Annotated in this window: 24 protein-coding genes; 5 read left to right on the forward strand and 19 right to left on the reverse strand. The window is 46.9% G+C overall.

The window, feature by feature from the left end:
* Positions 1-57 precede the first annotated feature (57 nt).
* From ABXS75_15110 to ABXS75_15120, 3 genes are read right to left on the reverse strand one after another with little or no spacing between them, the layout of a single operon-like run.
* Entirely contained in the window at positions 58-1,239 is a 1,182-nt protein-coding gene (locus ABXS75_15110; GenBank protein XCP84376.1) for an ABC transporter permease, read from the reverse strand.
* Positions 1,226-2,338 carry an ABC transporter permease gene (locus ABXS75_15115; GenBank protein XCP84377.1) on the reverse strand — a complete coding sequence of 371 codons (1,113 nt, stop codon included), beginning with the start codon at positions 2,336-2,338 and terminating at the stop codon, positions 1,226-1,228. The genes ABXS75_15110 and ABXS75_15115 overlap by 14 nt, the downstream gene beginning before the upstream one ends.
* A gap of 10 nt (positions 2,339-2,348) precedes the next feature.
* Positions 2,349-3,278: an ABC transporter ATP-binding protein gene (locus ABXS75_15120; GenBank protein XCP84378.1), complete on the reverse strand. Its 930-nt coding sequence runs from the start codon at positions 3,276-3,278 to the stop codon at positions 2,349-2,351.
* A 301-nt stretch (positions 3,279-3,579) separates the two neighbouring features.
* Between ABXS75_15120 and ABXS75_15125 the strand changes: the two genes are divergently transcribed.
* Positions 3,580-4,770 carry a histidine kinase gene (locus tag ABXS75_15125; protein XCP84379.1) on the forward strand — a complete coding sequence of 397 codons (1,191 nt, stop codon included), beginning with the start codon at positions 3,580-3,582 and terminating at the stop codon, positions 4,768-4,770.
* Positions 4,771-4,905: 135 nt separating this feature from the next.
* Here the strand turns inward: ABXS75_15125 and ABXS75_15130 are convergent, their stop codons facing one another.
* Positions 4,906-5,370 (reverse strand): GyrI-like domain-containing protein, encoded by a 465-nt coding sequence (locus ABXS75_15130; GenBank protein ID XCP84380.1) that lies wholly within the window; start codon positions 5,368-5,370, stop codon positions 4,906-4,908.
* A 295-nt stretch (positions 5,371-5,665) separates the two neighbouring features.
* Here ABXS75_15130 and ABXS75_15135 point away from each other — a divergent pair, with 295 nt between their 5' ends.
* Positions 5,666-6,508 (forward strand): AraC family transcriptional regulator, encoded by an 843-nt coding sequence (locus tag ABXS75_15135; protein XCP84381.1) that lies wholly within the window; start codon positions 5,666-5,668, stop codon positions 6,506-6,508.
* Here the strand turns inward: ABXS75_15135 and ABXS75_15140 are convergent.
* From ABXS75_15140 to ABXS75_15190, 11 genes are all read right to left on the reverse strand, one after another.
* Complete coding sequence (locus ABXS75_15140) at positions 6,498-7,337, reverse strand: helix-turn-helix transcriptional regulator (protein ID XCP84382.1); 840 nt, start codon at positions 7,335-7,337, stop codon at positions 6,498-6,500. The two genes, ABXS75_15135 and ABXS75_15140, sit on opposite strands and share 11 nt — an antisense overlap.
* A gap of 338 nt (positions 7,338-7,675) precedes the next feature.
* Entirely contained in the window at positions 7,676-8,701 is a 1,026-nt protein-coding gene (locus ABXS75_15145) for a LacI family DNA-binding transcriptional regulator (protein XCP84383.1), read from the reverse strand.
* A gap of 58 nt (positions 8,702-8,759) precedes the next feature.
* Complete coding sequence (locus tag ABXS75_15150; GenBank protein ID XCP84384.1) at positions 8,760-9,902, reverse strand: M20 family metallopeptidase; 1,143 nt, start codon at positions 9,900-9,902, stop codon at positions 8,760-8,762.
* A gap of 12 nt (positions 9,903-9,914) precedes the next feature.
* A complete protein-coding gene (locus ABXS75_15155) occupies positions 9,915-10,655 on the reverse strand; it encodes a glutamine amidotransferase (protein ID XCP84385.1) in 741 nt (246 codons plus the stop codon).
* 16 nt (positions 10,656-10,671) lie between these two features.
* Complete coding sequence (locus ABXS75_15160; GenBank protein XCP84386.1) at positions 10,672-11,940, reverse strand: amidohydrolase family protein; 1,269 nt, start codon at positions 11,938-11,940, stop codon at positions 10,672-10,674.
* Positions 11,941-11,945: 5 nt separating this feature from the next.
* Positions 11,946-13,232, reverse strand: coding sequence for an ArgE/DapE family deacylase (locus ABXS75_15165; protein ID XCP84387.1), 1,287 nt, complete (start codon positions 13,230-13,232; stop codon positions 11,946-11,948).
* Between the two features lie 2 nt (positions 13,233-13,234).
* Complete coding sequence (locus ABXS75_15170) at positions 13,235-13,849, reverse strand: GDSL-type esterase/lipase family protein (GenBank protein XCP84388.1); 615 nt, start codon at positions 13,847-13,849, stop codon at positions 13,235-13,237.
* On the reverse strand, positions 13,849-14,655 hold the full coding sequence (locus tag ABXS75_15175) for an energy-coupling factor ABC transporter ATP-binding protein (protein ID XCP84389.1): 807 nt from the start codon (positions 14,653-14,655) through the stop codon (positions 13,849-13,851). The genes ABXS75_15170 and ABXS75_15175 overlap by 1 nt, the downstream gene beginning before the upstream one ends.
* Positions 14,642-15,502, reverse strand: coding sequence for an ABC transporter ATP-binding protein (locus tag ABXS75_15180; GenBank protein XCP84390.1), 861 nt, complete (start codon positions 15,500-15,502; stop codon positions 14,642-14,644). Before ABXS75_15180 ends, ABXS75_15175 begins: the two co-directional genes overlap by 14 nt.
* Positions 15,490-16,284 (reverse strand): energy-coupling factor transporter transmembrane component T, encoded by a 795-nt coding sequence (locus ABXS75_15185; protein ID XCP84391.1) that lies wholly within the window; start codon positions 16,282-16,284, stop codon positions 15,490-15,492. Before ABXS75_15185 ends, ABXS75_15180 begins: the two co-directional genes overlap by 13 nt.
* Positions 16,285-16,358: 74 nt before the next feature.
* A complete protein-coding gene (locus ABXS75_15190) occupies positions 16,359-16,940 on the reverse strand; it encodes a hypothetical protein (GenBank protein ID XCP84392.1) in 582 nt (193 codons plus the stop codon).
* Between the two features lie 408 nt (positions 16,941-17,348).
* Here ABXS75_15190 and ABXS75_15195 point away from each other — a divergent pair, with 408 nt between their 5' ends.
* The 3 genes from ABXS75_15195 to ABXS75_15205 all read left to right on the forward strand — a co-directional run bounded on the left by ABXS75_15195 (position 17,349) and on the right by ABXS75_15205 (position 18,818).
* On the forward strand, positions 17,349-17,969 hold the full coding sequence (locus tag ABXS75_15195) for a response regulator transcription factor (protein ID XCP84393.1): 621 nt from the start codon (positions 17,349-17,351) through the stop codon (positions 17,967-17,969).
* Positions 17,970-18,348: 379 nt separating this feature from the next.
* Positions 18,349-18,549: a type II toxin-antitoxin system RelE/ParE family toxin gene (locus tag ABXS75_15200; GenBank protein XCP87170.1), complete on the forward strand. Its 201-nt coding sequence runs from the start codon at positions 18,349-18,351 to the stop codon at positions 18,547-18,549.
* Positions 18,546-18,818, forward strand: a complete 273-nt coding sequence (locus tag ABXS75_15205; protein XCP84394.1) for a helix-turn-helix domain-containing protein — start codon at positions 18,546-18,548, stop codon at positions 18,816-18,818. The genes ABXS75_15200 and ABXS75_15205 overlap by 4 nt, the downstream gene beginning before the upstream one ends.
* Before the next feature lie 26 nt (positions 18,819-18,844).
* On the opposite strand, the gene ABXS75_15210 is transcribed toward ABXS75_15205, so the two are convergent.
* The 4 genes from ABXS75_15210 to ABXS75_15225 form a co-directional block, all read right to left on the reverse strand.
* A complete protein-coding gene (locus ABXS75_15210) occupies positions 18,845-19,300 on the reverse strand; it encodes a bifunctional precorrin-2 dehydrogenase/sirohydrochlorin ferrochelatase (GenBank protein ID XCP84395.1) in 456 nt (151 codons plus the stop codon).
* 154 nt (positions 19,301-19,454) lie between these two features.
* The gene (locus tag ABXS75_15215; GenBank protein XCP84396.1) at positions 19,455-20,084 is read right to left on the reverse strand and encodes a precorrin-8X methylmutase; all 630 of its coding nucleotides are present in this window, start codon (positions 20,082-20,084) and stop codon (positions 19,455-19,457) included.
* On the reverse strand, positions 20,081-21,214 hold the full coding sequence (locus ABXS75_15220) for a bifunctional adenosylcobinamide kinase/adenosylcobinamide-phosphate guanylyltransferase (protein ID XCP84397.1): 1,134 nt from the start codon (positions 21,212-21,214) through the stop codon (positions 20,081-20,083). Before ABXS75_15220 ends, ABXS75_15215 begins: the two co-directional genes overlap by 4 nt.
* 33 nt (positions 21,215-21,247) lie before the next feature.
* Positions 21,248-22,873 (reverse strand): peptide ABC transporter substrate-binding protein, encoded by a 1,626-nt coding sequence (locus tag ABXS75_15225; GenBank protein ID XCP84398.1) that lies wholly within the window; start codon positions 22,871-22,873, stop codon positions 21,248-21,250.
* Positions 22,874-22,887: the final 14 nt, after the last annotated feature.

A 22,887-nucleotide genomic window follows, 5' to 3' on the forward strand; every position in this document is an offset into this window, starting at 1 on the left:
ACGGCCTTTGGATTTCCCTAAATGATAGTATATCACGGTGTAATTATTCTGTAAATATCACATTTTCATCTTCCGCTCCATCGGACTTGCTCCCAGTGCCAGCACCACACAGGCCCCGGCAAATGCAAGTTCAATAGCAAATCCTTTCCACAACGTTCCCAGCATTTCCGGCGTCAGCACATCGAAATCTCCCAGCATCTCATTAATCACCTCATACCAGTACACCGGAAGGAACTGCGCGACCATCTTGACCTCCTTCCCCAGCACTTCCAGAGGGACGAAGACCCCGCACAAAAAGCTCATTCCCAATGAGATCACATTCACCACAGCGCTCAGGCTATTGCTATTCCCACCGCTTGAGGATCCCTTACCTGCGGCAGCCACTCCCACCAGATACGCGATAGACAACGCAACCAGCATCATAAGTATTGAATTTAGTAAAAAATACCCAACATTCGCACTTTCCCAAAAACGCTTCCCTGACATCGCAACCACCGCTCCCGTACACAGCAGCCAAATCATTCCTCCAATCGTCATGAATGCGAGAACTCCTTCCAGATTCTGCCGGATCAGCGACTTGGAAGAGCAATTCATTCTCTGCTGGATTTCCTTTCTTCTAAAGGAAATGAGGACCCCGCTGCTGTACCCAAGGCTTGCAAGTATCACATACGGAAAATACTGAAACCAGTAAACATAATCCGCTTTCATACCGGCATTTTCGTTATTTGCGATCATCTTCACCTTCGCTCCCTGACTGCCCACGCTTTTTACACGCCCGACGGCCTCAGATACCGAATAGCCCCCTGCCACATAAGTACGCACGCCGTTCAAAAATGTATCAATCTGCGAGTTTAAGTACACGTCCTGCTCGCTTCCCGGCACCTTTGTGGTCTTAAGCTTTGCACCATTTTCCAGAAATTCCTTCTCAAAATTCTCCGGTATCGTAACCACATATTTTACCTTTCTATAGAACAGCGCCACCTGCAAATCCTCTTTTTTCCCGCCGATATCCTGAAGCTGATGTATTTCCCCAAGATATTCTCCAAGGCCCCGGGCGAGTTCTCCGCCGTCCTGATCGATCACGGCAATGTCCAGCTTCTCGGACGCATAGCTTTGCTCCTGCTTTTTCGCTGCCGCCGACTGCATCATGATGCCTACGAACATAAAAATCACAAAATACAGGAGAACCAGATGCAGTTCCTTACTCCAGAGCTTCAGATACCCTTTATATACTGTCATAGCGTTCCCTCCTTGTAAATAAAAATCCTGCCAACACCAGAACCATACTCATAGCGGCGAGCGTGATCAGGCACTTAGTATAACGCACCTTGTCATTGTACACATTCAGGCAATAGAACGCATCCGCGATCACACTGGCCGGATTGACTCTTCCAAGCCAGGGAACTGCCTCTTCCGCAAGTACTTTGATGTCAGCGGAAAATAGTCCGGCAAGACCGCAGCTTATCATGCTGATGGCAAGCACGATCCCGACCTTCACGCCCTCCCCGATCTTGCTGATGCAGCCGACCACGATTCCCATACTTACTCCAATCAGACTTCCCATGAGACAAATAAGCAGCATACCTGCCATATTACCGCCAAAATCCATTTTCAGGACGAATCGGATATAGAAAAGAGCGATCGCCGTGTTGACGAACTGAATCGCGTAGGTCACCGTACTTACGGCCAGAATCCGTTTCAGTTTATGTGTGGGGGAAATGCACTGTCTTGCCCCAAGCGCCGCCAGGTTCGCCCTTGTTTCCTGCATCACCTGCAGACCCGGAAAACACCCGTAGAGGCAGGCCATTGCCATCAGCGCGAAGAAGAAGCTAAGACCGGTATCCAGCGATCTGCCGCCTGCGCTCACTTCTTCCGTCGTGCTCGCAAATCCTCTCATCGCCTCCATGACCTCCGGCAAGCGCTCAGGGTGCTCCGACGCAATATCCAGCACCATCGCCTCATTTTTCACATAGGTGTCCAAAATTGAATCGAGAATACTCGATCTAATGCTGTTCGAGGAAACCGCCAGTTCTTTCGTGTCATAATAAATTCCTTCCAGCTTTCCTGCGGCAAGCTGCTCAAGCGCTTTTTCTTCCGACATTTCCTTTATCTTCAGCATATCGCCGTCCATGGCGTCCAAAAACTTCCGGAAACTCTCGTCCCCTTCCGAGGTCACTACGAGGGCCACCGGAATTTCCTGAAATGCCTCATCAAAGCTCCCATCTCCTAATGTAAAACGGAATAACGTGGCCAGTATGAGAGGAAAGCAGAGCGCCCAGAACATGGACGATTTCTCCCGCATTGTCTGTTTCAGCCTGTATTTCATTAAATGCAGCATAATCCCACCTCTAATCTCTTAATTCTTTTCCCGTGATTTCCAGGAACACGTCGTTGAGGGTCGGCAGCTCGGAAAAGACTCTTCCGAAACTGATTTCCTCTCCCTTCAGATAATCCAGTATCCGTATCAGGTTGTGCTTCGCCTTCGTGCACCTGACAGTGAGGACGGATTCCCGGTATTCTGTCTCGAATACGTGGGGCAATGCCCGAATTTCCTGAAGCTGCTCATTTTCCAGCAGGATTCCTTCTATTATAATGGTCTCACCGGTCCGAATCATGCTTTTGAGTTCTTCCGTCGTCCCGCAGGCAAGCACCCGTCCGCGGTCGATGATCGCGACCCGGTCACAGATTTGCTCCACCTCTTCCATGTAGTGCGAGGTGTAAATGACGGTCGCGCCCTTCTGATTCAGTTCCTTGATTCCTTCCAGAATCTTATTCCGGCTCTGCGGGTCCACCGCGACCGTCGGCTCGTCCATGATGATCAGACTGGGCTTATGTGCGATTCCGCAAGCAATATTGAGCCTTCTCAGCAGTCCGCCTGAGAGCTGCCCAGGCCGCATTTTCCGGTAGCTTTCAAGTCCTGTAAATGCGATTGCTTCCTCCACCAGTTCTTTCCTTTTCTTTTTATCCTGCACATAAAGGCCGCAGAAATAATCAATGTTTTCCACCACATTCAGTTGTTCAAAGACGGCGACGTTCTGCATCACGACGCCGATTTTCTGTTTCAGATCATAGGCGTCCGGCTGCATCTCTTTCCCCTCGATTCGAATGCTTCCCTTGTCAAATTTGAGCAGTGCCAGCAGACAGTTGATCGCCGTCGTCTTTCCTGAGCCATTCGGCCCCAGAAGTCCAAAAATCTCCCCATCTTTTACTTCCAAATTCAGATGGTCGAGTGCCACCAGCTTTCCATACCGTTTTACCAGATTCTCTATCTGAACCATAGCGTATCCTCCTTCGCACCGCGCATCATTTTCCCTGTCCTCCTGTGAAACGTTGAGAGATAGATGCGCACTTATTGATTGCTTTTTTATAGTATACTGCTTTTTTCCGGTGTTTTTGTAGTGTCTGGCGTCATCTTGGTCCATGACAAATGTCACAATTTCCCCGATTATCCTTTTCTTCGTTTTCAAAACTTCGTATAATGTAGGCAACGGATTAAACCATGTCTTTGGACAAATGTAAACATATTTGGCACCAGCTATGTATACCAGTATAAATGTCTGACTCGTATAGGGAGATTATATGCGCACACCAATGAATCAATTTTTATTATTACTTTATTGTTTTATGACCGTATCTTTTATCCGGCCGGATTCTTCCTTCGTTCTGGCCCTTTTCTGCGCGGTGATCTGTGCGTTCTCCTGCAGCTATGCTTCTTCTGATACATACACATTATTTGCCGTCACCTTATACGCACTGGCAGGATACTTTGCTTTCGAATTCCTCTTTTTTCTGCCACTTGTAGGATACGACCTTTTCTGCCGTCTGATTCTTAGTCGAATCAGCGCCTCCTCCGGCAAAGAAGACCGGACAAAGGAGGAAAACGACGGCCCAAACAGCAGAACCACATATGCTCTACGGCATTTGCTCTATGTCCTCCCGCCTCTTGCACTGATTCCGGCTTTTTACCGGACCGGACTTATCTTAAACGTAAAATACACCTCGTATTTCGTGATCGGCTGTCTTTTTGCGCTGTTCCTCGCAAAATATGCGCTGGAATATGAGGCTTTGGACAATCTTTACAAAAAGGTATACGATGACAGCACGGAATATAATCTCCTGCTGAAAGAAAAGAATAAGAATCTTTTGGAAAAACAAGATTATGAAATTTATACGGCGACCTTGCGGGAACGAAATCGGATTGCCCGGGAAATCCACGACAACGTGGGGCATCTGCTCACCCGCTCCATTCTTCTGGTGGGCGCCCTGAAAACCATCAGCCGGGAGGAAACGCTGACGGAACCGATCGACAGCCTGGCCGATACGCTATCCCAGGCCATGAATAATATCCGGGAAAGCGTGCATGACCTTCACGATGAATCTATTAACCTGAAAGAGGCGGTGGAAGGGCTGCTTAATAACTATACATTCTGCGAGACCCATTTTGAATTCGACATGAGCTATCATCTCCCGCGCGAGGTGAAGTACGCATTTATCTCCATTATAAAGGAAGCGCTGGTCAATACCAGCAAACACAGCAATGCAACGGAAATCAGAATCCTCATGCGGGAGCATCCCGGATTCTGGCAGCTCACTATTTCCGATAATGGGACAGGCATTTCAAAGCTGGCCAGCGCAGGTCAGGCTGCAGGACCTATTTCTACCGGGATTGGACTTGAAAATATCCGGGAGCGTATCGAGACTCTGAGCGGGCGGGTACAGTTCAGGCAGGAAGATGGATTCTCTATTTTTGCTGTGGTGCCTAAACAATAACAGAGGCATCATGCCCCTATATCAATATTCTTAACCGAGATGAAGGTCCACCAGACCTCTACTTAGATATGCATGGCAGCATCAAAAAAGTCTTTAAAACAGACTTTGCCTGTATTAAAGACTTTAGACCACTTCCTACTTTTTTCTCACCGGAATCCAGACTTCAAATTGCGCGTTTTCCGGGTCCGGATTCAAATAGACCTCCATATCCGGTCCATTTCCATATTCGTACTCCGACGCCAGCAGCCATTTGGTAAAAATCTCCTGCTCCAACTGCTGAATGGACAGATTGGTTCCGCTTCCGGCGAAAATAGCCCAGGTCCCTGCAGGAACCATATATTCTTCCAACGCATCATCTTCCTTTGAACTTGCCGCTGCAATAAAATATTTCCAGGGCTCGTCCTTGTCACACGCGCTCACCCCCAGAATTCCCATTAGCCGGGCGTCCATCATTCCTGCCAGTTTTTCCAGGGTTCCGTCGGAAGCTGCCTTTGCCCACATATTCGGGATTGTCTCAAAGTTCTTCTCCATTTCCTTAGAGAGAGGGATGGATACTCCCACGATCCGAAATGCTTCCTTAGTTTCAATCCGATATTCCATTTTCTGTTCTCCTTTCCTGTTGATCATTAAACCCTGTCTGTTTTACATTTCTATATATCTGACATCTATGCTTCATTATACTTGTCCGATTTCCCTTTTTCCTCTCTTTTTCCGTACAATATGGAGAGATTTTCAGGAGAACTTGAACTACCCATTGTCTAAAATCAATGGGCTTCCTGCTTCTTTAACCTCTTCAAGAGCTTCACAAAAGCTTCTTTATCTCAAGGTGATTGCTCTGAACCCGCAGCACGGTGTATAATAAAAAACATCAAATAGCAATAAGGAGATTTTTACTATGGACTGGATTGCTCGCCTGAACCAGGCTGTAACTTATATTGAAGAACATCTTACAGAAAAAATCGACTATGAAAAATTATCAGAGATTGCCGGGTGCCCGGCCTATCATTTCCAGAAAATGTTTTTCTACATGACAGAGATGACTCTCTCCGAATATATCCGCCGCAGACGTATGTCACTAGCCGCCATTGACCTCAAGGACAAACATGCAAAGGTGATCGATGTCGCTTTAAAATATGGCTATGATTCCCCGACCGCCTTTAATCGGGCGTTTCAGAGTATCCATGGGATTGCCCCTTCCCGTGTAAGGAGCGAGGCGATCACCCTAAAAGCCTATCCTGTAATCTGTTTCTCCCTCTCGGTCCACGGCATGGAGGAGTTGAATTTCAAAATAGAAACGAAAAAGGAGTTCCGCATCATCGGGAAGCGCTGCCCCTTAAGCCACGTTCTGGAAGAAAACTTCTCCCGCATTCCGCACGAATGGGACGCTGCTTTGGCCAATGGTACCCTCACACAGCTTGGCGCCCATATGAACCAGTCTCCCCAGGGGCTTCTCGGAGTCAGCGTCCACCACACCGAAGAATGGAAGTATTTTATTGCCGTCAGCTCGTCAGATACAGATGCTACCTTTGAAGAATACAGGATTCCGGCCGCTACCTGGGCCGTTTTTTCCGGGCGCGGGACGAATGTCTCCCTTCAGAATCTGGAGCGCCGCGTGATCACGGAATGGCTCCCCGCCTCCGGATACCGCTACGCGGAAATTCCGGATATTGAGGTTTATCTAAAGGCTGATCCTAATGACGCCGTATATGAATACTGGCTGCCGGTCATCAGGAGCTGAATGCATTAAAAGCCGATACGGAGACGTAATCCCGCCCGTTAATCGTATAATACACTTCAATCAAACAGGTAACTCCCCCCTCTTCCCATTCATTCTCTGCCTTATTGTGACTTTCATATTCCAGATAATAGCCCAGATTGTCTTTCTGCAAGACTGTCTCCCACTCGCAGAACTCTTCCTCGTAGTCATCTAATGGAAGCATTCCCGGGCCATATTCTTTTACAGCGACCCTGGGCGGGCTATCCGGCGTTAAATTCTTCAATTCATTACTATTTTGAAAAACCGGCCTGATAACCTGTCCTACCCCCAAATGAAATGCTGGAATATCGCCTTCTATGCTGCCGCCTATTTCATCCCGTATTTTAGCCGCCTTTCCGTTTGAGCGATTTTCATAATCGTCTCTATGGAAAGTCCGAACAATCGCTCCGGACGGCGTAGCGTCCGGGAAATCCAGATACATAATCATATCCGCCTCCGTCTGATTTCGCATTTCATATGGCGTCGCTTCAAAAGCCTTGATCCAGAATCTTATAAGGAGCAACATGATAATCAGGATCACTGCCAGAATTCCAATAACAATCCTACTTTTTTTCGCTGTTTTCCGTTCCTTGTCAATCGTCCGTACCATCTCCTTATCTTCCCGGATCAACTGATCCAATGAAACCTCAAACATATCGCTGATATAAATCAGAGTCTGCAAATCCGGATAACTTTTCTCATTTTCCCAATTAGACACCGTCTGTCTTGTAACATGGAATACTCGGCCAAATTCTTCCTGCGACATGTTCTTTTTCTTTCTGATTGCCAGAATACTTTTTCCCACATTCATTTTCCTTACCTCCTATCGCCATGATATGAATCCCGCGTTAAATTTTCATGCTTTTCATTTCTACATGAAAGCGTATGAAAGTTTGGATTAAGAACATTATATTTCATAACTTTTTCAAAGGAAAGCAATCCTTCTTTTCATCGTCGAAAAATGGACGCAAATTTTCTTTGACATGATAAATTTGCATAATTTGTTCGACCAAATATTACCCCAAATCCTGGACAAGTCTACATGATACCAAAATAAGGTCCACCGGACCTTATTTCAGGTATGCATGGCAACTGAAAATAAAAAACTCTACGTGAATGAGTCTCAAACACCTAGAGTTTTTCATTTTTTTAACCCGAAAACATTTCCACACTTTCCCGTACGGTGAGCGCAGGCTGGAATGTAATACATTTTTTCATATGTACGCCGCTGTCCACCTCTTCTATCAGAAGTTTCACGCCTTCCACTCCCATATCATAGACCGGTTGTTTCACCGTAGTGAGCGGAACATCCAGAATTTCCGAAAAGAAAATATCGTCATATCCGACCACTGAGATTTCCCCTGGTACCGACATTCCCCGTTTCTTTAGTCCGTTATAGACCCCATATGCTGACATGTCGTTAAACGCAAATACCGCGCTTACCGGAATCTGCCGGTCCATAAAATAGTCAACTGCCTTCGTCCCGCTTTCCCTGTCATAATTTCCTTCATAGATCAGCTTCGGATCATAAGGTACATGATACTCTTCCAAAGCACGCCGATACCCTACAAGGCGTTCCTTTGAGTCTTCCAGCCCCATCGGTCCCGTCACACACCCGATCTTCTTATGCCCCATCTGAAGCAGATACCGGGTCGCCGCATATCCGCCCTGCATATGATTTACAATCACGGAGCTGCAATTTGCATCCTCAAGATATCTGTCAATCATAACAAAGGGAATCTTCAGCTTCTCCAGAAGTTCAGTGCTCTCTTTTGCCTTCTCTCTGTCACTGTCCCGCGCCATACAAAATAGAATCCCGTCTACTCCTTTATCCGCCAACACCTGTATATAAGCCAGATCCCGCTCATGCTTATCATTCGTATTACAGAGAATCAGATTCCATCCCTGCCTGCGGCAGGAATCCTCCACTCCCTTCGCCAGAGTAGAAAAAAACACATTGCTTACATCTGAGATAATAAGTCCAATCGTCTGCGTTCTTTTCTTTACCAGCCCTACTGCAAGCTGATTCGGGTGATAATTCAGTTTTTCCACCGCATCCATGATCGTGTCCTTGGTACTCTGCGGAATTTTTTTTGCCTTATTATTTAATACCAGTGAAACAGTCGTAACGGAGAAGCCTGTATAATTGGCAATATCCTTAATCGTTGTTCTCAACTTTGAAACCTCATTTCATTTCTTTTTTAATAGTATATCTCAAATTTCCATAATTTGGTTAAAATAATTTCAGCAAAACCCGGATGTAAGCCAAATATTTCTGAATCTGCAGATATTCATCAGCCTTGTGTGCCATATCCGCCTCGCCCGGTCCGAACAACAGGACTGCTGCCTTAGGCATCGCCTTCGTCAAAATGGATGCGTCCGTAAAGTAGTTAATCCCTGTATGCTCATACGGGAGCTGTTCGCACCGCAGATTCCACTCCAGTTTCTTTAGCCATGGATGGTTTTTATCAATCTCAATCGCTTTCCGGTCATTTTTTACATAAATCTCCGTCCTCAGGCGTCCCCCGGTCTGCTGTTCACATTCTTCCGCAATCTGATTTGCCCACTCCAGCACTTCCTTTGACGTGATACCCGGAACAACCCGGATATCCAGCGTAAATTCCGCCTCATCCGGAGTCATATTCGGCACGATGCCTCCTTTTGCCATAGACATCTGAACCGTTGACTTCCCTAGCACAGGATGTGTTTTCTCTTCGATTTTCTCCTTCAGCTGCTGAAAAATAGCGATTCCATATTCAATAGCATTTACTCCCTCTCCGGGGTAGGCCCCGTGACTGGTCTTTCCATGGATTACCAATTTCAGCCAGATGCACCCCTTCTGCGCTACTCCCGGCAGGAGAGACGTCGGTTCCCCGATTAACAGCAGTGACGCATCTCTTAAAACATCGCTTGAAATAAAATGCTTCGCCCCCAACCCGTTCCTCTCCTCATCACAGGTACCACAAAAATAGATTGTCTGCTTTGGAACGCGGCCTTTCTGCTTCATATATCCCAGCGTCCATACCATCGCTGCCAGGCCGCCCTTCATATCGCTGGCTCCTCTTGCAAAATAACACCCATTCTTCTTGGTCGGAACCGAAGGGTCCGTATTCCACTCCGTCAGTTTTCCATAGGGCACTGTATCCAGATGCCCATTCCACAGCACAGTCTCCTCCGATTCTCCTTCCAGCACGGCAAGCACATTGGCGTGCCTGCTGTCAATTTCCTGCAGAACTGCATGAACTTCGCATTCTAGCAGAAAATCTCTCAGGAAAACGGCAAGCTCCCTCTCTGAGTCAACCCCATTCACGCTGGCAATCGAGAGTACGGCTTTCAGGAACTCTTCCTCATCATATTTCATATTCTTTGCCCACATGCTCCGGCTCCTTTATTTCGTAAGCCAGTCCAGAATCCCTTTCCAGACCTTATCGTAATACTTCCATTCACAAAATTCAGGCGGCGCCCAGTGCGGCGCACAGTCCGTCGTAAATACGGCGCTTCTTCCTTCTCCATAGTTTCCAAATGCAATAAACGGATTTCCTTCCACCGTAACTGCCACATCCGCCTCTTCTTTAGCGATCGTGCGGTTATATCCCAGCACCTCCGGCCATTCTTCTTTAACGCCCCGGAGCGCTTCATGCTCTTTTACCGTTACTGGCCGAATCCCCTCACAATGCTCCATCCGGTCATCCACCGTCAGGATTTCCACCGGAAGTACCTCCTGCACTGCTGTATCATGCCATTTCCCCTTTGCGTCCACTCCGGAAAATGTCAAATATCCTCCGATCATCAGAAGCGCTCCGCCCTCCAGTACATAATCCCGGATCAGCTTTGCCCGGTTCGGCATCTTCACACTGCGATTAAATGTCGGAACTGGGAGTAGAAGCGTATTTGCTCCAATATCAGACAAAATCACGCAGTCGTATTCTTTCAGTTCCTCCATCGTAAATGGGAACTGTTCCGGCGCCAGATGGTTCGGAATAAAGGTTACCTCATACCCACTCTTTTCCAGCGCTGCTACCAGCCATTTTTCTCCTGTCTCGTAAACGGAGGTATAAAAACTGTCAAATCCTTTCACATGGGTCGTATAACTCATCCAGGATTCTCCTGCCAATAATACTTTTTTCATATTCCTTACCGCCTTTCTATACTTTTTGGAAGACTGCCATATCGCCAATCCCCATATCCTGTTTCGTTTCAAATTTGCTCACCCAGTAACCGGCCCTTCCGGCCAAGCGCAGATATCTCTGCTCAAATGATGTAAGTATGCCATTTGTAAACACATAGGATGCATGTTTCGTTTTAGGTTCCACCACCAGGAGACTGGCATAGGCTCCCTCTCCGGCATGTCCGAACCTGGCCAGCCATTCTTCATTGCTCGTCTGCCTGGTAAGCAGGCGGGCCGGGTTCGCCGTCATCAATGCCACTGCTTCCTTTCTCTTTAAAATCCCCATTTCTGTCAACTCCAGAATGCAGGGGATATTGTCCCGTGTATCTCCGAAGCCTTTCATTACCGACTGGTTCTGCCCGTCCGAAACCAGAATATCTACCACCCCGTCCGCCAGTGCTTCCAGCGCTATTTCCCTTGCTTTGGGGTACATTCTAAGTCCTTCGCGACATCCTCCTGAGAGCCGCAGCATCGTCGTCACAAATTCACCCGTTACGTTTTCATTCCTGCAGAAATCTATGATTTCCTTCATGGAAGCTACAGCATCACCATGCGTCCCGCAGCCTGCCGCGTTCGCATGTCCCAGGTGAAGATGTCTTCCTTTCGCAAGCTCCAAAAGTCTCGCTGTATGCCGCACGTCCTGTGTGTGCGTCAGAAACATCAGGTGTGCCTGATCCGTAATTTCAAAAATCTGTTCTATCTTTTCATCCGGCAAAAGGAAATGTCCCATATGCTCCTTTATTCCGATTACATACTGCGCAGTCCGGTTCACAATCTCATTTTTGCTCAGTTTTCTCTCCTTTGCTTCCTTTTCCAGAGTACCGTTAAACAATCGGATTAGTTCTTCTGTATTAAGCATCGTTCCCAATACATTCGCTGCTCCCACAAATACCCCTGTATTCAGAGGCAGCCCCCGGTCCATCTCCGCTCCCAGAAGCGCAGGCGCCATAAAAGTATTCCCCGCACCGGGCGACAGTGCTGTGGTAACTCCGTCCTGTACTGCTCCATATGCTGTATTCGTATGGATTTCAAAAAGATCGCTCACATGAAGATGCATATCAATCAGGCCAGGCCAGATTTCCATCCCGCTGCAGTCGATAACTCTATCTTCCTTCTCCACATCGAGATGCACGCCTGTCTTTACAATCCGATCCCCTTCCATGGCAATCTCCATCATGTCTTCAATTCCATTTGCCGGATCGATCAGCAGCCCGTTTTTTAAGACAGTCCGTTCTCTTTTTTCCATGATATTTATCCTCTGTCGCTTTGCGCCTCTGCCCATTGCAGAATCAGATTCGCGTAAATCTTGATTGCATCCAAATACTGGTCTACCGTCACAAATTCGTTGACTGCATGGCACTGTTCCAGAGAACCTGGCCCGTACTGTAGCGTCGGACATTTTACGATGTTATACCATGTTCTGGAATCACATCCTGCCGGCGATCCTACAATCTTTACTTCTCTTCCCATTGCTTCACGGTATGCCGCCCGGAAAGCGCCCACAAACGGATGCTGAAGATCCATCTCAAACGGATTGCCCGTCTGGTAAATTGTAATTTTAGGTTTATGCTCTCTTAACCACTCATCGCCTTCGCAACAGGTAAGAATCGCATTTGTATACTCTTCCACTACCTGCTCATGACTCATAAGTCTTGGCAGGTAATGTACACAGGTCTTAAAACAACAGTAATCCGGAATCGTAGAACCTGCTTCTCCACCGTAGATTACGCCTACATTGCTGGACGGAGGCGGGAGAAGGGGATGCTTATATTTCAGCAGCCATCTGTGTTCCAATTCATTAATCGCATTCATGATTTTTCCTGCTTTTTCAATCGCATTGACCCCTGCCAGTTTCAGCCCGGAATGAACAGCGATTCCTTCTACCTCTACCTGGAAAAATACCCAGCCCATATGCGCTGCGATCAGTTCGTAATTCGTCGGCTCACATACCACGACGGCATCCGCCTTCACCCCGCTCATCGCCGCACACAAAGAACCGTTTCCACCGCCTTCTTCGTCACATACAGACGCATATTTCACCGTGACCGGAAGTTCGATGCCAGCATCCTTCAAAAGAGCCGTCGCCATCACGCATGCCATGAGTCCAGCCTTCATGTCTGCCACGCCAAGTCCCGTGATTTTGTCACCGATCACCTTCGGGCTTAGCGGAGGAATGCACCAGTTCTCCTCATTTTCTGCAGGCATATGGTCAATATGTCCGTTGAACAAAATCGATTTATCACTTTTCCCCTGAAACGTCGCATACACATTGTACCGGTTTTCATAATTATGTCCCAGATTACCTTCCCGGTACATTGCCTTGCATTTCACAATACTTTCTTCATTCAGATAATCCTTTTGAATCTCTTCGGCTCCAAGTTCCCGGAAAATCTCCTGCATATACTCCTGACCCGCTGCCTCCAGACCTCCCTCAATACCGTGTCCAATGTCATGTGTGTCAATTGAAACCAGTTTCAGAAGACATTCTATATACTTTTCTTTATTCTTTTCCAGTGCTGCTTCCAGTCTCGCTCTCATTTTCAATCTTCCTCCTTTTTCAGTATTTCATAAATCTTTTCTGCCAAAATACGGTGTCCTTCCTCATCCAGATGAATCCAGTCATATTCCCCCGGCCTTACGACATCATCGGCATTCAGGAATAGCCATCCTTCCTGCCGTGAAAGTTCCTGATATGCGGCAGAAAGCAGGCTGCTTTTCTGCCCCGCCCCTTCTCCAAATTCTTTAAAAAAAGGACTTTTTTTCAGATATCTCATAACAGGCGGTGCCATCAGAAGAATCTGCGCACCCTTCTGGGCAAAACAATGTCCGATCTGTCTTGCCCCCTCCTGAATCTCTCTGATTTGCGCCCGGTATACATCCTTGCAGTCGTTGGTTCCCAGCATCAGCACTACATAGTCCAAAGGTGAATGGATCTCCGCACAGAGCCGTGCTCCTTTTAAACCATTTACAAAGAGTTCCTCTTCACTGTCGTAATGCGTGGTACGCCCGCACAGTCCATCCTCAATCACATGGTATGCAGCTCCCAGCTTTCTGCTCAGAATTCCCGGGTATCTCTTATCCCAAGGGATACGGCTGTCCGATTCCGCATCATATCCCCATGTATTAGAATCTCCATAACACAATATCGTCTTCATCACATTTGTTTTTGATACCGCTCTACAAATTCCGCGGCATTCAGGATATCCTTTCCCAGTCCTACCCTATTTGCAATTTCTCCGATCTGAGGTCTTTTAATCCTGCTCGCTGTTAGAATGTCATCTCTTGCAAAACACTCCCTCACATCTCCGTCCAGAATAATTTTCTTATTTGCCATAGCGACTACCCGTTTGAAATGATTGACAACAAATTCCATATCGTGTGTGATCGTAATCACGCCGATCCCCCGTTTTTCCAGTTCATCCATCACCTTCGCCAGAACCCGGATTCCTTTCAGATCCTGCCCCGCCGTCGGCTCGTCCAGGATCACATATTCCGGCTGTGTTGCCAGAATCGCGGCAATAGTAACGAATTTGCGGATTACGTAAGGGATTTCAAAGGGATTCATCTTAAGAAAACGTTCGATTTCCAGAAGCTCGGCTGCCTCTTTTACCCGTTTATCGATTTCTTTTTCCGAAAGCTTATAGTACTTCGGCATGTAGGCAATTTCCGCGTAAACCGTCTGATTGAAAATCTGGTCGTCCGGATTCTGAAACACATATCCCACATGTTTTGCTATTTGAGCCGTCGTATAATCTTTGGTGTTCTTTCCGTTTACGATGACATCTCCTTCAAACGGCTTATGGAGTCCATTCATCATTTTCACTGCTGTTGTCTTTCCTGCCCCGTTCTGTCCCACAATCGCTACCCGTTCTCCCTGAACGATCGTAAGGTTCAGGCAGTCGTTTGCCAGGAAACCATTCGGATACTTGAAGCTGGCATTCTTAAGCTCAATCTGTCCCATGTATATCACCTCTCTCCTTCAGCATCTGTACGCATTCCTCCGTCGTTACCGGCGTTTTTCTGAGCCTGATTCCATGCCTGTCCAGTTCCTGAGCAAGAAGTACTGCCTGTGGCAACATGGCTCCTTGCCGCATCAGGCTAAGATCACTCAGCACCTCGTGCACCGGTCCTTTTCTGACCAGTTCTCCATTCTGAATGACCAGCACTTCATCTGCATATTCGGCCATCAGGTCTATTTTATGTTCTACCAGAATGATTGTTTTCCCCTGCTCTTTCAGCATGTGAATAATCTCAAAGATGCTTTCCGTTCCTTCCGGATCAAGCTGGGAGGTCGGCTCATCAATCACGAAAATGTCCATATTCATTGCGATGATCGAGGCAAATGCAACTCTCTGTCTCTGACCTCCTGAGAGGCGGTTCGGATCATTTTTTAGGAGTGATTCTATTTTCAGCAGCTCTGCCACCTCTATGACCTTCCGAATCATCTCCTCTTTCGGTACCCCAAGATTCTCAAGTCCGAGCGCAATTTCTTCAAATACCGTTTTTCTCACTCCGCTGATCTGGGTGAAAGGATTCTGGAAAATGTACCCCATTTTCGTAGAAAGGATATCGACGTTTACATTCCTTATATCTTCTCCCTCGATCAGCACTTCGCCTTCCAGCTTTCCTTTGTAAAAATGCGGGATCAGCCCACGCAGCAGATTGCAAAAAGTCGTCTTTCCGCCTGCATTTTCACCTATCACGCCATAAAATTTCCCTTTTTCCAGGGAGCAGGTGATATTCTTAAGTGCCGGCTCCTTCGTCAGCGGATATGTATAGGACACATTTTTCAATTCTATAAAACCCATAATGCTATCCTCCCTATTATCAGTCCGATAAACGCGATATCAAATACTGCCACAAGAATTTTTTCTCCTGTCCCTACTTCTGGAAGTTCTGACAAGAAGGTATGCTCAACCGGGGCGGAAAAGGCTCTTGCATCCATGGCGATCGATTTTTCCTCGGTACTGGAAATCGCGTTCAGTATCAGTGGACCCATAACCGGAATATATGCTTTTGCCCTCTGAAATACATTGCCTTCTGTCTCAATGCCTCTTGCCTTCTGTGACTCCATAATTACCTGGGCGCTCTGCCCCAGGTCTGTAATCGTCTGGAAGGAAGAGAGAATGACGAACGAAACCATATGAGAGACCCCTTTTTTCTCCAACGCGTAGGTAAAATCCTCCATCGGCGTTGTCTTCACAAACAGAATAAATGCCCCACTGAATGCCAGTACTAAAGAAACAATTTGAAGTCCTGACTGAATACTTTCTGTCGTCACGCATATTCCCCAAATCTGGAACAAGACGTGCTCTCCCGGTGAAAATGCCGACTTTACCAGAAATAAAAATACTCCAAATAACAGTAATACCTTCCAGTACATGGAAAAAAATGACTTAAAACATCCGGCCAGAACAGACAGTATGATGAATACTCCTACCATGCCAAATCCGAAGATATAATTCTGCACGATAAAAGGCGATAATCCAAGAACCAGCATCAGATTTGCTTTGCTCATGGGATTCAGGTCCCGGATCGGATTTCCGCATCTCTTCGGTTTCCGATACTGTTCCACAAAATCATAATCCATGCGGATTTTCCTCCTTTGCTTAAAATTCGGGGGTGCTGTATCTTTTTGGTGCATCACCCCCGTTTTATTCTTTTCTATTGCTCTTCCTTAATAAAATATTTACTGTTCGGTAGTTTTACTACGAAGCGTGCCGGCATTGCCTTTAAGACAAAGTAGATAATAATCAGGCAGATTACTTTATCCATCAGTTCTGAGCTCAGCTCACTAACGAATGTTGCCGGAACCACATCCCATCCTGCTGCCATAAGTGTTGTGACGATCACGCTGGCTCCGGTTCCTACGAATCCGCCGTACAAAGTAGCCGTAATCGGAACGGCGATACAAGTACTGATGAGTGCAATACAGGGTCCGTTAATAAGTGCTTTCCAAAACTTATCAAACATGTTTTTCTTTGCCAGAAATGATGCGATGACACCGAAAAGCATACCAATCACAGTATACGGCAGCAGTGTCGGAAGCGAAATCGCGTTGATCAGCCCGCATCCAAGTCCTACCAGTACCCCAGGCCATGCCCCACACAGCGCTCCTACTACGATTGTACCGATACTATCCAAAAATACCGGAAGTTTTAATAATACTGCAAGCTGTCCTCCTACAACATTGACCGCGATTCCAATTGGAATCAAAAAAATTGTTAGTTTGTTAAAGTTTTTCATTTCGTATCCTCCTTTTCTTTCTCTTATTTTCCGCGAAAAATCGTTTGGTAAATCGTTTTTCCAAACTTGATAATTCAATCATACTTTAGAAATCTTTCTTTGTCAATCATCAATTTTCGACTATAATCATCACTGAATTTCTGTAAATTGTCACAAATTTCATTTTTATCACTGTTATTTTTAACAAATTTTGTTCCCTCTCCTTGTTAAAAATCACCTTTTGGTAAATCGTTTTATTCAATTTTTCCAGTTTTTCCGGTGCAATTTTTATTTTTCATACAAGCTGGCCGATATTTCCAACACAGGGACAAGAACCGACTGGCAATGGCAAAAAGGTCTGAAACCAGCATTGATTTCCCCTGACGTCAGTTGTATAATGAGTATACTAATCAGGAAAGGGTAAACTTCATGCAGGTATTAATTATAGATGACGACTGCCTGGTATCAGGCGCACTGAAAATGATTCTGGAAGCAGACGCTTCCATCACCGTCCCGGCAGTGGGAAACGACGGCTCGGAGGCTGCCCTCCTTTACCGCCGCTACCGTCCCGATGTTCTGCTTATGGATATCCGCATGAAAAACATGGACGGCCTTAAGGCCGCCTCTTCCATTCTTCAGGAATTCCCTGACGCAAAGATTCTTCTGCTCACCACGTTTTCAGATGATGAGTATATTATCCGCGCTCTCAAGCTGGGAGCAAAAGGCTATCTCCTCAAACAGGACTACACCAGCATCGTTCCGGCCCTTAAGGCCGTTGCCACAGGACAGACCGTATTCGGCGGAGAGATTACCGCAAAGCTCCCCACTTTACTGCAAAAAAATAGAGAGTTCAATTACGCTGAGCTTGGCATCAACGAAAAAGAACTCTCGATCATCACCCTGATCGCACAGGGCCTCAGTAACCGCGAAATTGCGGAAAAACTCTATTTCAGCGAAGGAACCGTCCGGAATTACTTAAGTGCGATTCTGGAGAAACTGAATCTGCGCGACCGCACGCAGCTCGCCATTTTTTATTATCAACATAAATAATGCACTTTAATTTTCCGCAAACCTACCTTTCTCCATAACTACAATATATATACTTATTACGCAAAGCTACACTAACACTACTTCTATATTAATCAATGACACCTGATTAAAATCAATTCACGATTTATATCCTAATATTACATTGTTTTTTGATAGCACATATGCTATCATACAATTAGGATATGATTATCTAGATTGGAGATTATATGACATATAACATCATATTCTACGAAAAAGAAAAGGGAAATCTGAAATTTGGGATTTTTTAGAAAATTTACGAAAAAAAGCGGCTACCAGCAAAAATGCCCGCATATAATACAAACAGGCAGCACTGCACATAGAATTACTTCAAAACAATGGCACAAGGCTTCCTGAAAACATTACAAAACATATTGAAGAAAATATCTGGGAACTCCGTCCCGGCAATAACCGGATTTTTTATTTTTATTGCGATGAAGATAATTTTATACTCCTCCATAGTTTTCGCAAAAAGACCAAAAAAACACCCCGCCGGGAAATCGCAAAAGCGAAATCCGAACGTGATGATTATTTATCCAGAAAGGAGCATCAAAAATCATGAAGACTTGGGATAGCTACAAAAAGCATGTGAAACATTTAGATTCTGCCAGCGGAAGAGACCTGGCTGATATAGAAGAACAGGCAAGCATCATAAGCGAAATGATAAAACAACGCAATTCACTTGGCTTAAGCCAACGTGACCTTGCTGCCCTCTGTGGTATTCCACAATCGTCTATTGCAAGAATCGAATCATTCCAGACTACTCCAAATCTTGCAACACTTTTGAAACTACTGCGGCCACTGGGATTAAAACTGACGCTCTCCAAATAAATTCTTGTTTCCAGTGGCCATACCCGTTACTTAAGTGCCTCCTCCAGCATAAGCCTCGTTTTCTTTACCTTAGCGGGGCTGTTTCCGCTTGAGCCTATTCCTATAACAATATCCTCTTTCCGAATAATACTCGGAAAATAAAAATCACACATAGATTTATCATCTGCAGTGTTCACCAAGATCTGTCTCTCCCTGCAAAGGCGGACAATCTGTATATTGATCTCCTTTTTATCCGTAGCCGCAAGTACGATCTGCACATGCTCCAGATCTTCGGAACTCCATTCACGCTCCAGGATCCGTACTCCCTTTGCCACAGCAAGCAGACTTTGCATTTCCCGGCAAATCTCAGGAGACACGACCGTGATATCCCCCGCAAAATGCAGAATCGTCTGCACTCTTCTTGCCGCAATCTTCCCTCCTCCAACTACCAGGATCTTCTTATCTGAAATATCCACAAACATCGGAAAATACATTTTCTCCATTTATGACTCCCTGCCCTTTATCTGAATTCTGCTCTTACAAAAATTTCACGTAACTCTCACTGTTTTAGGTTCTCTCCCGATCAGTTCCTATCAAAGTATATAGAGAAGCGTTTTACCCCGTCATTCGCCGGGTACCCTGCACCATCAGTTCCTATCAAAGCATGTAGAGAAGCGCATTGCAAATACAAGCCGCAATGTTGCTCCCGCCTTTTCTTCCCTTTGCCACAATATACGGCGTATCCGTAAGACTTAGGATCAGTTCTTTCGACTGCACCACGTTCACAAACCCCACCGGAACCCCGATGATCAGCTCTGGTGCGATTCTTCCCTCCTGAATCAGTTCATAGAGTCTCACCAATGCAGTCGGCGCATTTCCAATGGCGAAAATCACCTTGCCCGAAATATTTGCCGCCTTGTCCATACTTGCAACCGCCCGCGTCGTCCCCGCTTCTTTCGCCCGCAGAGCCACGTCCTCATCTGACATAAAACAAAGAACCTCACCGCCATAACCAGCCAGCTTCTTTTTGTTGATGCCGGCCTTTCCCATCTGCGTGTCCGTCACAATTGTAGCTCCCTCTTTGAGTGCAGCCAGGGCCCGCTTAACGACTCCCGGTGAGAACACCAGATTTCGCGCGTAATCAAAATCCGCACTGGTATGAATACAGCGCTTCACAATCGGCTCAGTCCCCGCCTCCAGAGGGAAATCCCCCAGTTCTTCTGTAATAATCTCAAAACTTCTTCTCTCGATCTCTGAGGGCTGTACTTTTTCAAGCTCAATCTTCATCTTTCCTCTCCTCCCTTGATCACCGTTCCGACTCCGCACACCACCCGGTCCACCCGGTCTGCAAATTCTGCAAGGCGCGTGCAGATTCTCCCGGTCTCCTCCCGATACTTTCTGTCAAAAGCATCGATCGGCACCAGTCCGTACCCAATCTCATCACTCACGATAATAAGCCCCGGATTCTGCTCGCTGATGTACTGACAAAACTCTTCCGCCGATGAAATTTTCGTCTGACCGTCACCCCCGGCAAATTCCCCTCGCAGCATACGGGCAATATAACTCTCAAAATGATAGATTCCCCCACATCTGACAAGGGCTTCCTCCTCACAGCATCTCCCGTCTGCCCAATCGATGTCTGGATATAATGCCTTAGCATACGCAAGTTTCCCCTGATATGCGCCGCCGATAATCATTCTCATATTCCTTCCCTCGCTATCTCTTGCTCTCTCAACCAAGCCTTTCTTCACATCTTCCGGAATTCCATAGACCACTTCCGTGACCTGATCCGCCAAATCTGCCATCTTCTGGTTCACTCTGCCAAGTATCTTCTTATACAGCCGCATCTCCTGGGAATCCTGTGCACATTCGGAAAATACTTCGTTGGTCACTACCACCAGAATTGCACAGCGTTCTCTCAGGAAATGAATGCCCTCCATAATGGCCCCGGTCACCTGGTCACAGACAGCTTCATACTCCTTCTTCATTCTGTCACCGCAATCCGGCTCTGAAAATAGTTCGTTTGCGACCAAATTTGACATACATTCAAGCAGTACCGAAGGCTTATGCCCCTGACACTTATTTGACGTACCTTCCAATAATATCGATGCTTTATGCTCCCGGCACATAAAGGCCGTTCCCGGGTTTTCCTCTCCGCAATCGCTGCCGCAAAAGATATCTTCCAATCCTTTTTTCAAATCACGGTAACACTCGACGGTCTGAAATCCTTTCCCCGCCCGCATCGTTTGGTGCCTCCTGATTCTTTCCTTCGTTTCCTCATCAAAGGGCATCATCGTTGCGATATAATACAGACCCGCGCTGCCCCTTGCCGCAGCAGAGCCTGCGTATTCTACGATCCTGTCCTCCGCATACGCAGATTTTCCGCTTCCGCTTCCTCCTGTTACTACGTGAAACATCACTAAGCCCCCTTGTGACCATACTTGTCTTTCCTATTCCTTCCGGTCTGCATACCTGTATTCCAGTGCGCCGCTTGCCGGAATCTGCGTAATGCCGGTGATTCCCGGCCGGATTAGGTTGCAGCTTTTCATACTGAACAGAGGGATCACATAAAACTGCTCCCCCACGGCCAGTTTCTCCGCTTCGTGAAGAAGCTGCGTCCGCCTCTCGCCGTCCGCCTCCGAATCGGAGGCCGCTACCAGCGCATCATAGTCCGGGTCCTGTATTCCGCTGCAATTATAGGTACTGTTGCTAAGCAGCATGGACAGATACGTATTCGGATCTGCAAAATCCGCCGTCCAGTTCATGCGGCACAGGTCAAAATTTCCCGCATGTCTATCCGAATAATTCACCTGCAATTCCTGCGCCATAAGCTCTATATCAATATTCAGATTCTTTTTCCACTGTTCCTTTAATACCTGCGCGGTATCCGAGTCCATTTCCAGGGACGGATACTGATAGGTCAGCGCCGGAAAACCCTCCCCGTCAGGATAGCCCGCCTCCTTAAGAAGCCGTCTGGCCTCCTGAACATTTTCCTCAAAAAGCGGCTCTGCTCCGTCCACAAAAGGCTCCCCCGTCTGCTTATCCTTCATATATTTTGCGACCAGATTTACCGTAGGCTCGGTATCCTTACCGACGATTTTGCACAATTCTTCTCTGTTCACCGCAAGCGTCAGCGCCTTTCTGACCCTCACGTCATCGAGCGGTTTCACATTCAGGTTCGGGTAAATGTAGCGGGTGGCAATCAGATCTGTCACCACCAAATCCTCCTTCCCCTCGTACAAATCCATCACGAAAGCGGGAAGTGATGTTGCCACATCTACCTCGCCTGCCTCATACGCATTTGCCATGGATTGCTGATCATCAAAGAACCGATAGGTGATTTCATCTAATTTCACATGTTCGGCATTCCAGTAGGTCTCACTCTTCTTTAGTACAAAATACTGCTCCGGCACATACTCTGCCAGGTAAAACGGCCCGTTGGACACGCTGGTCTCCGGGTTTTTATCCCAGCCGCTCCCCACCGCATCGGCGTATGTCCGGCAGGAGGGCGTATAGACCGGGAGGCGCAGAAGATCCAGAAAATACACACAAGGCTCCTGCAAATGAAACACAAGCGTGTAGTCGTCAGGCGTCTCTACCCCCAGAGTTTCCACATTTGCCTTCCCGTTATAAATGTCCTCTGCATTTTGGATCGGAAACAGATAGTTCGCATATCCATTCTGGCTGACCGGGTCCAGCGCGCGCCGCATAGTATTCAGAAAATCCTCCGAAACCACGGGGGTTTTGTCAGACCACACCGCATCTTTTCTCAGATGGAACGTCCAGACGGTCGCATCTTCATTGACTTCATAGGATTCTGCTGCCCGATATACGATATTGCCGTCTGCATCATAAGTCAACAGCTCGTCGAGCGCAGTTACAGAATAGGAAAGGTACGTGAGTGCGATCATTCCTGCCGGGTCCAGAGAACCCGTTTCGCTGTTAATCGCCACCGTTATTTTCTTTTTCCCTGCGTCTTTCCCTGTGTCTTTCTCTGCGCAATCGGCGCCGCACCCTGCAAGAATTGCGGTGCATACCAAAATGACCAATAGACTCATGCTCAAAAATTTCTTCATACTTCCTCCTGTTT

The organism is Roseburia hominis, from assembly GCA_040702975.1.
In the GTDB taxonomy this organism is placed as follows: domain Bacteria; phylum Bacillota; class Clostridia; order Lachnospirales; family Lachnospiraceae; genus Allocoprococcus; species Allocoprococcus hominis_A.

Excerpts from the sequence above, each read along its gene's own strand:
- ABXS75_15210 (XCP84395.1), bottom strand. The coding sequence starts at position 19,300 with ATGGAGAAAATGTATTTTCCGATGTTTGTGGATATTTCAGATAAGAAG.
- ABXS75_15150 (XCP84384.1), bottom strand. The coding sequence starts at position 9,902 with ATGTGGGCAAAGAATATGAAATATGATGAGGAAGAGTTCCTGAAAGCC.
- ABXS75_15195 (XCP84393.1), top strand. The coding sequence starts at position 17,349 with ATGCAGGTATTAATTATAGATGACGACTGCCTGGTATCAGGCGCACTG.
- ABXS75_15180 (XCP84390.1), bottom strand. The coding sequence starts at position 15,502 with ATGGGTTTTATAGAATTGAAAAATGTGTCCTATACATATCCGCTGACG.
- ABXS75_15125 (XCP84379.1), top strand. The coding sequence starts at position 3,580 with ATGCGCACACCAATGAATCAATTTTTATTATTACTTTATTGTTTTATG.
- ABXS75_15170 (XCP84388.1), bottom strand. The coding sequence starts at position 13,849 with ATGAAGACGATATTGTGTTATGGAGATTCTAATACATGGGGATATGAT.
- ABXS75_15130 (XCP84380.1), bottom strand. The coding sequence starts at position 5,370 with ATGGAATATCGGATTGAAACTAAGGAAGCATTTCGGATCGTGGGAGTA.
- ABXS75_15110 (XCP84376.1), bottom strand. The coding sequence starts at position 1,239 with ATGACAGTATATAAAGGGTATCTGAAGCTCTGGAGTAAGGAACTGCAT.
- ABXS75_15120 (XCP84378.1), bottom strand. The coding sequence starts at position 3,278 with ATGGTTCAGATAGAGAATCTGGTAAAACGGTATGGAAAGCTGGTGGCA.
- ABXS75_15135 (XCP84381.1), top strand. The coding sequence starts at position 5,666 with ATGGACTGGATTGCTCGCCTGAACCAGGCTGTAACTTATATTGAAGAA.
- ABXS75_15190 (XCP84392.1), bottom strand. The coding sequence starts at position 16,940 with ATGAAAAACTTTAACAAACTAACAATTTTTTTGATTCCAATTGGAATC.
- ABXS75_15140 (XCP84382.1), bottom strand. The coding sequence starts at position 7,337 with ATGAATGTGGGAAAAAGTATTCTGGCAATCAGAAAGAAAAAGAACATG.
- ABXS75_15115 (XCP84377.1), bottom strand. The coding sequence starts at position 2,338 with ATGCTGCATTTAATGAAATACAGGCTGAAACAGACAATGCGGGAGAAA.
- ABXS75_15185 (XCP84391.1), bottom strand. The coding sequence starts at position 16,284 with ATGGATTATGATTTTGTGGAACAGTATCGGAAACCGAAGAGATGCGGA.
- ABXS75_15160 (XCP84386.1), bottom strand. The coding sequence starts at position 11,940 with ATGGAAAAAAGAGAACGGACTGTCTTAAAAAACGGGCTGCTGATCGAT.
- ABXS75_15155 (XCP84385.1), bottom strand. The coding sequence starts at position 10,655 with ATGAAAAAAGTATTATTGGCAGGAGAATCCTGGATGAGTTATACGACC.
- ABXS75_15175 (XCP84389.1), bottom strand. The coding sequence starts at position 14,655 with ATGGGACAGATTGAGCTTAAGAATGCCAGCTTCAAGTATCCGAATGGT.
- ABXS75_15205 (XCP84394.1), top strand. The coding sequence starts at position 18,546 with ATGAAGACTTGGGATAGCTACAAAAAGCATGTGAAACATTTAGATTCT.
- ABXS75_15220 (XCP84397.1), bottom strand. The coding sequence starts at position 21,214 with ATGTTTCACGTAGTAACAGGAGGAAGCGGAAGCGGAAAATCTGCGTAT.
- ABXS75_15215 (XCP84396.1), bottom strand. The coding sequence starts at position 20,084 with ATGAAGATTGAGCTTGAAAAAGTACAGCCCTCAGAGATCGAGAGAAGA.
- ABXS75_15165 (XCP84387.1), bottom strand. The coding sequence starts at position 13,232 with ATGAGAGCGAGACTGGAAGCAGCACTGGAAAAGAATAAAGAAAAGTAT.
- ABXS75_15225 (XCP84398.1), bottom strand. The coding sequence starts at position 22,873 with ATGAAGAAATTTTTGAGCATGAGTCTATTGGTCATTTTGGTATGCACC.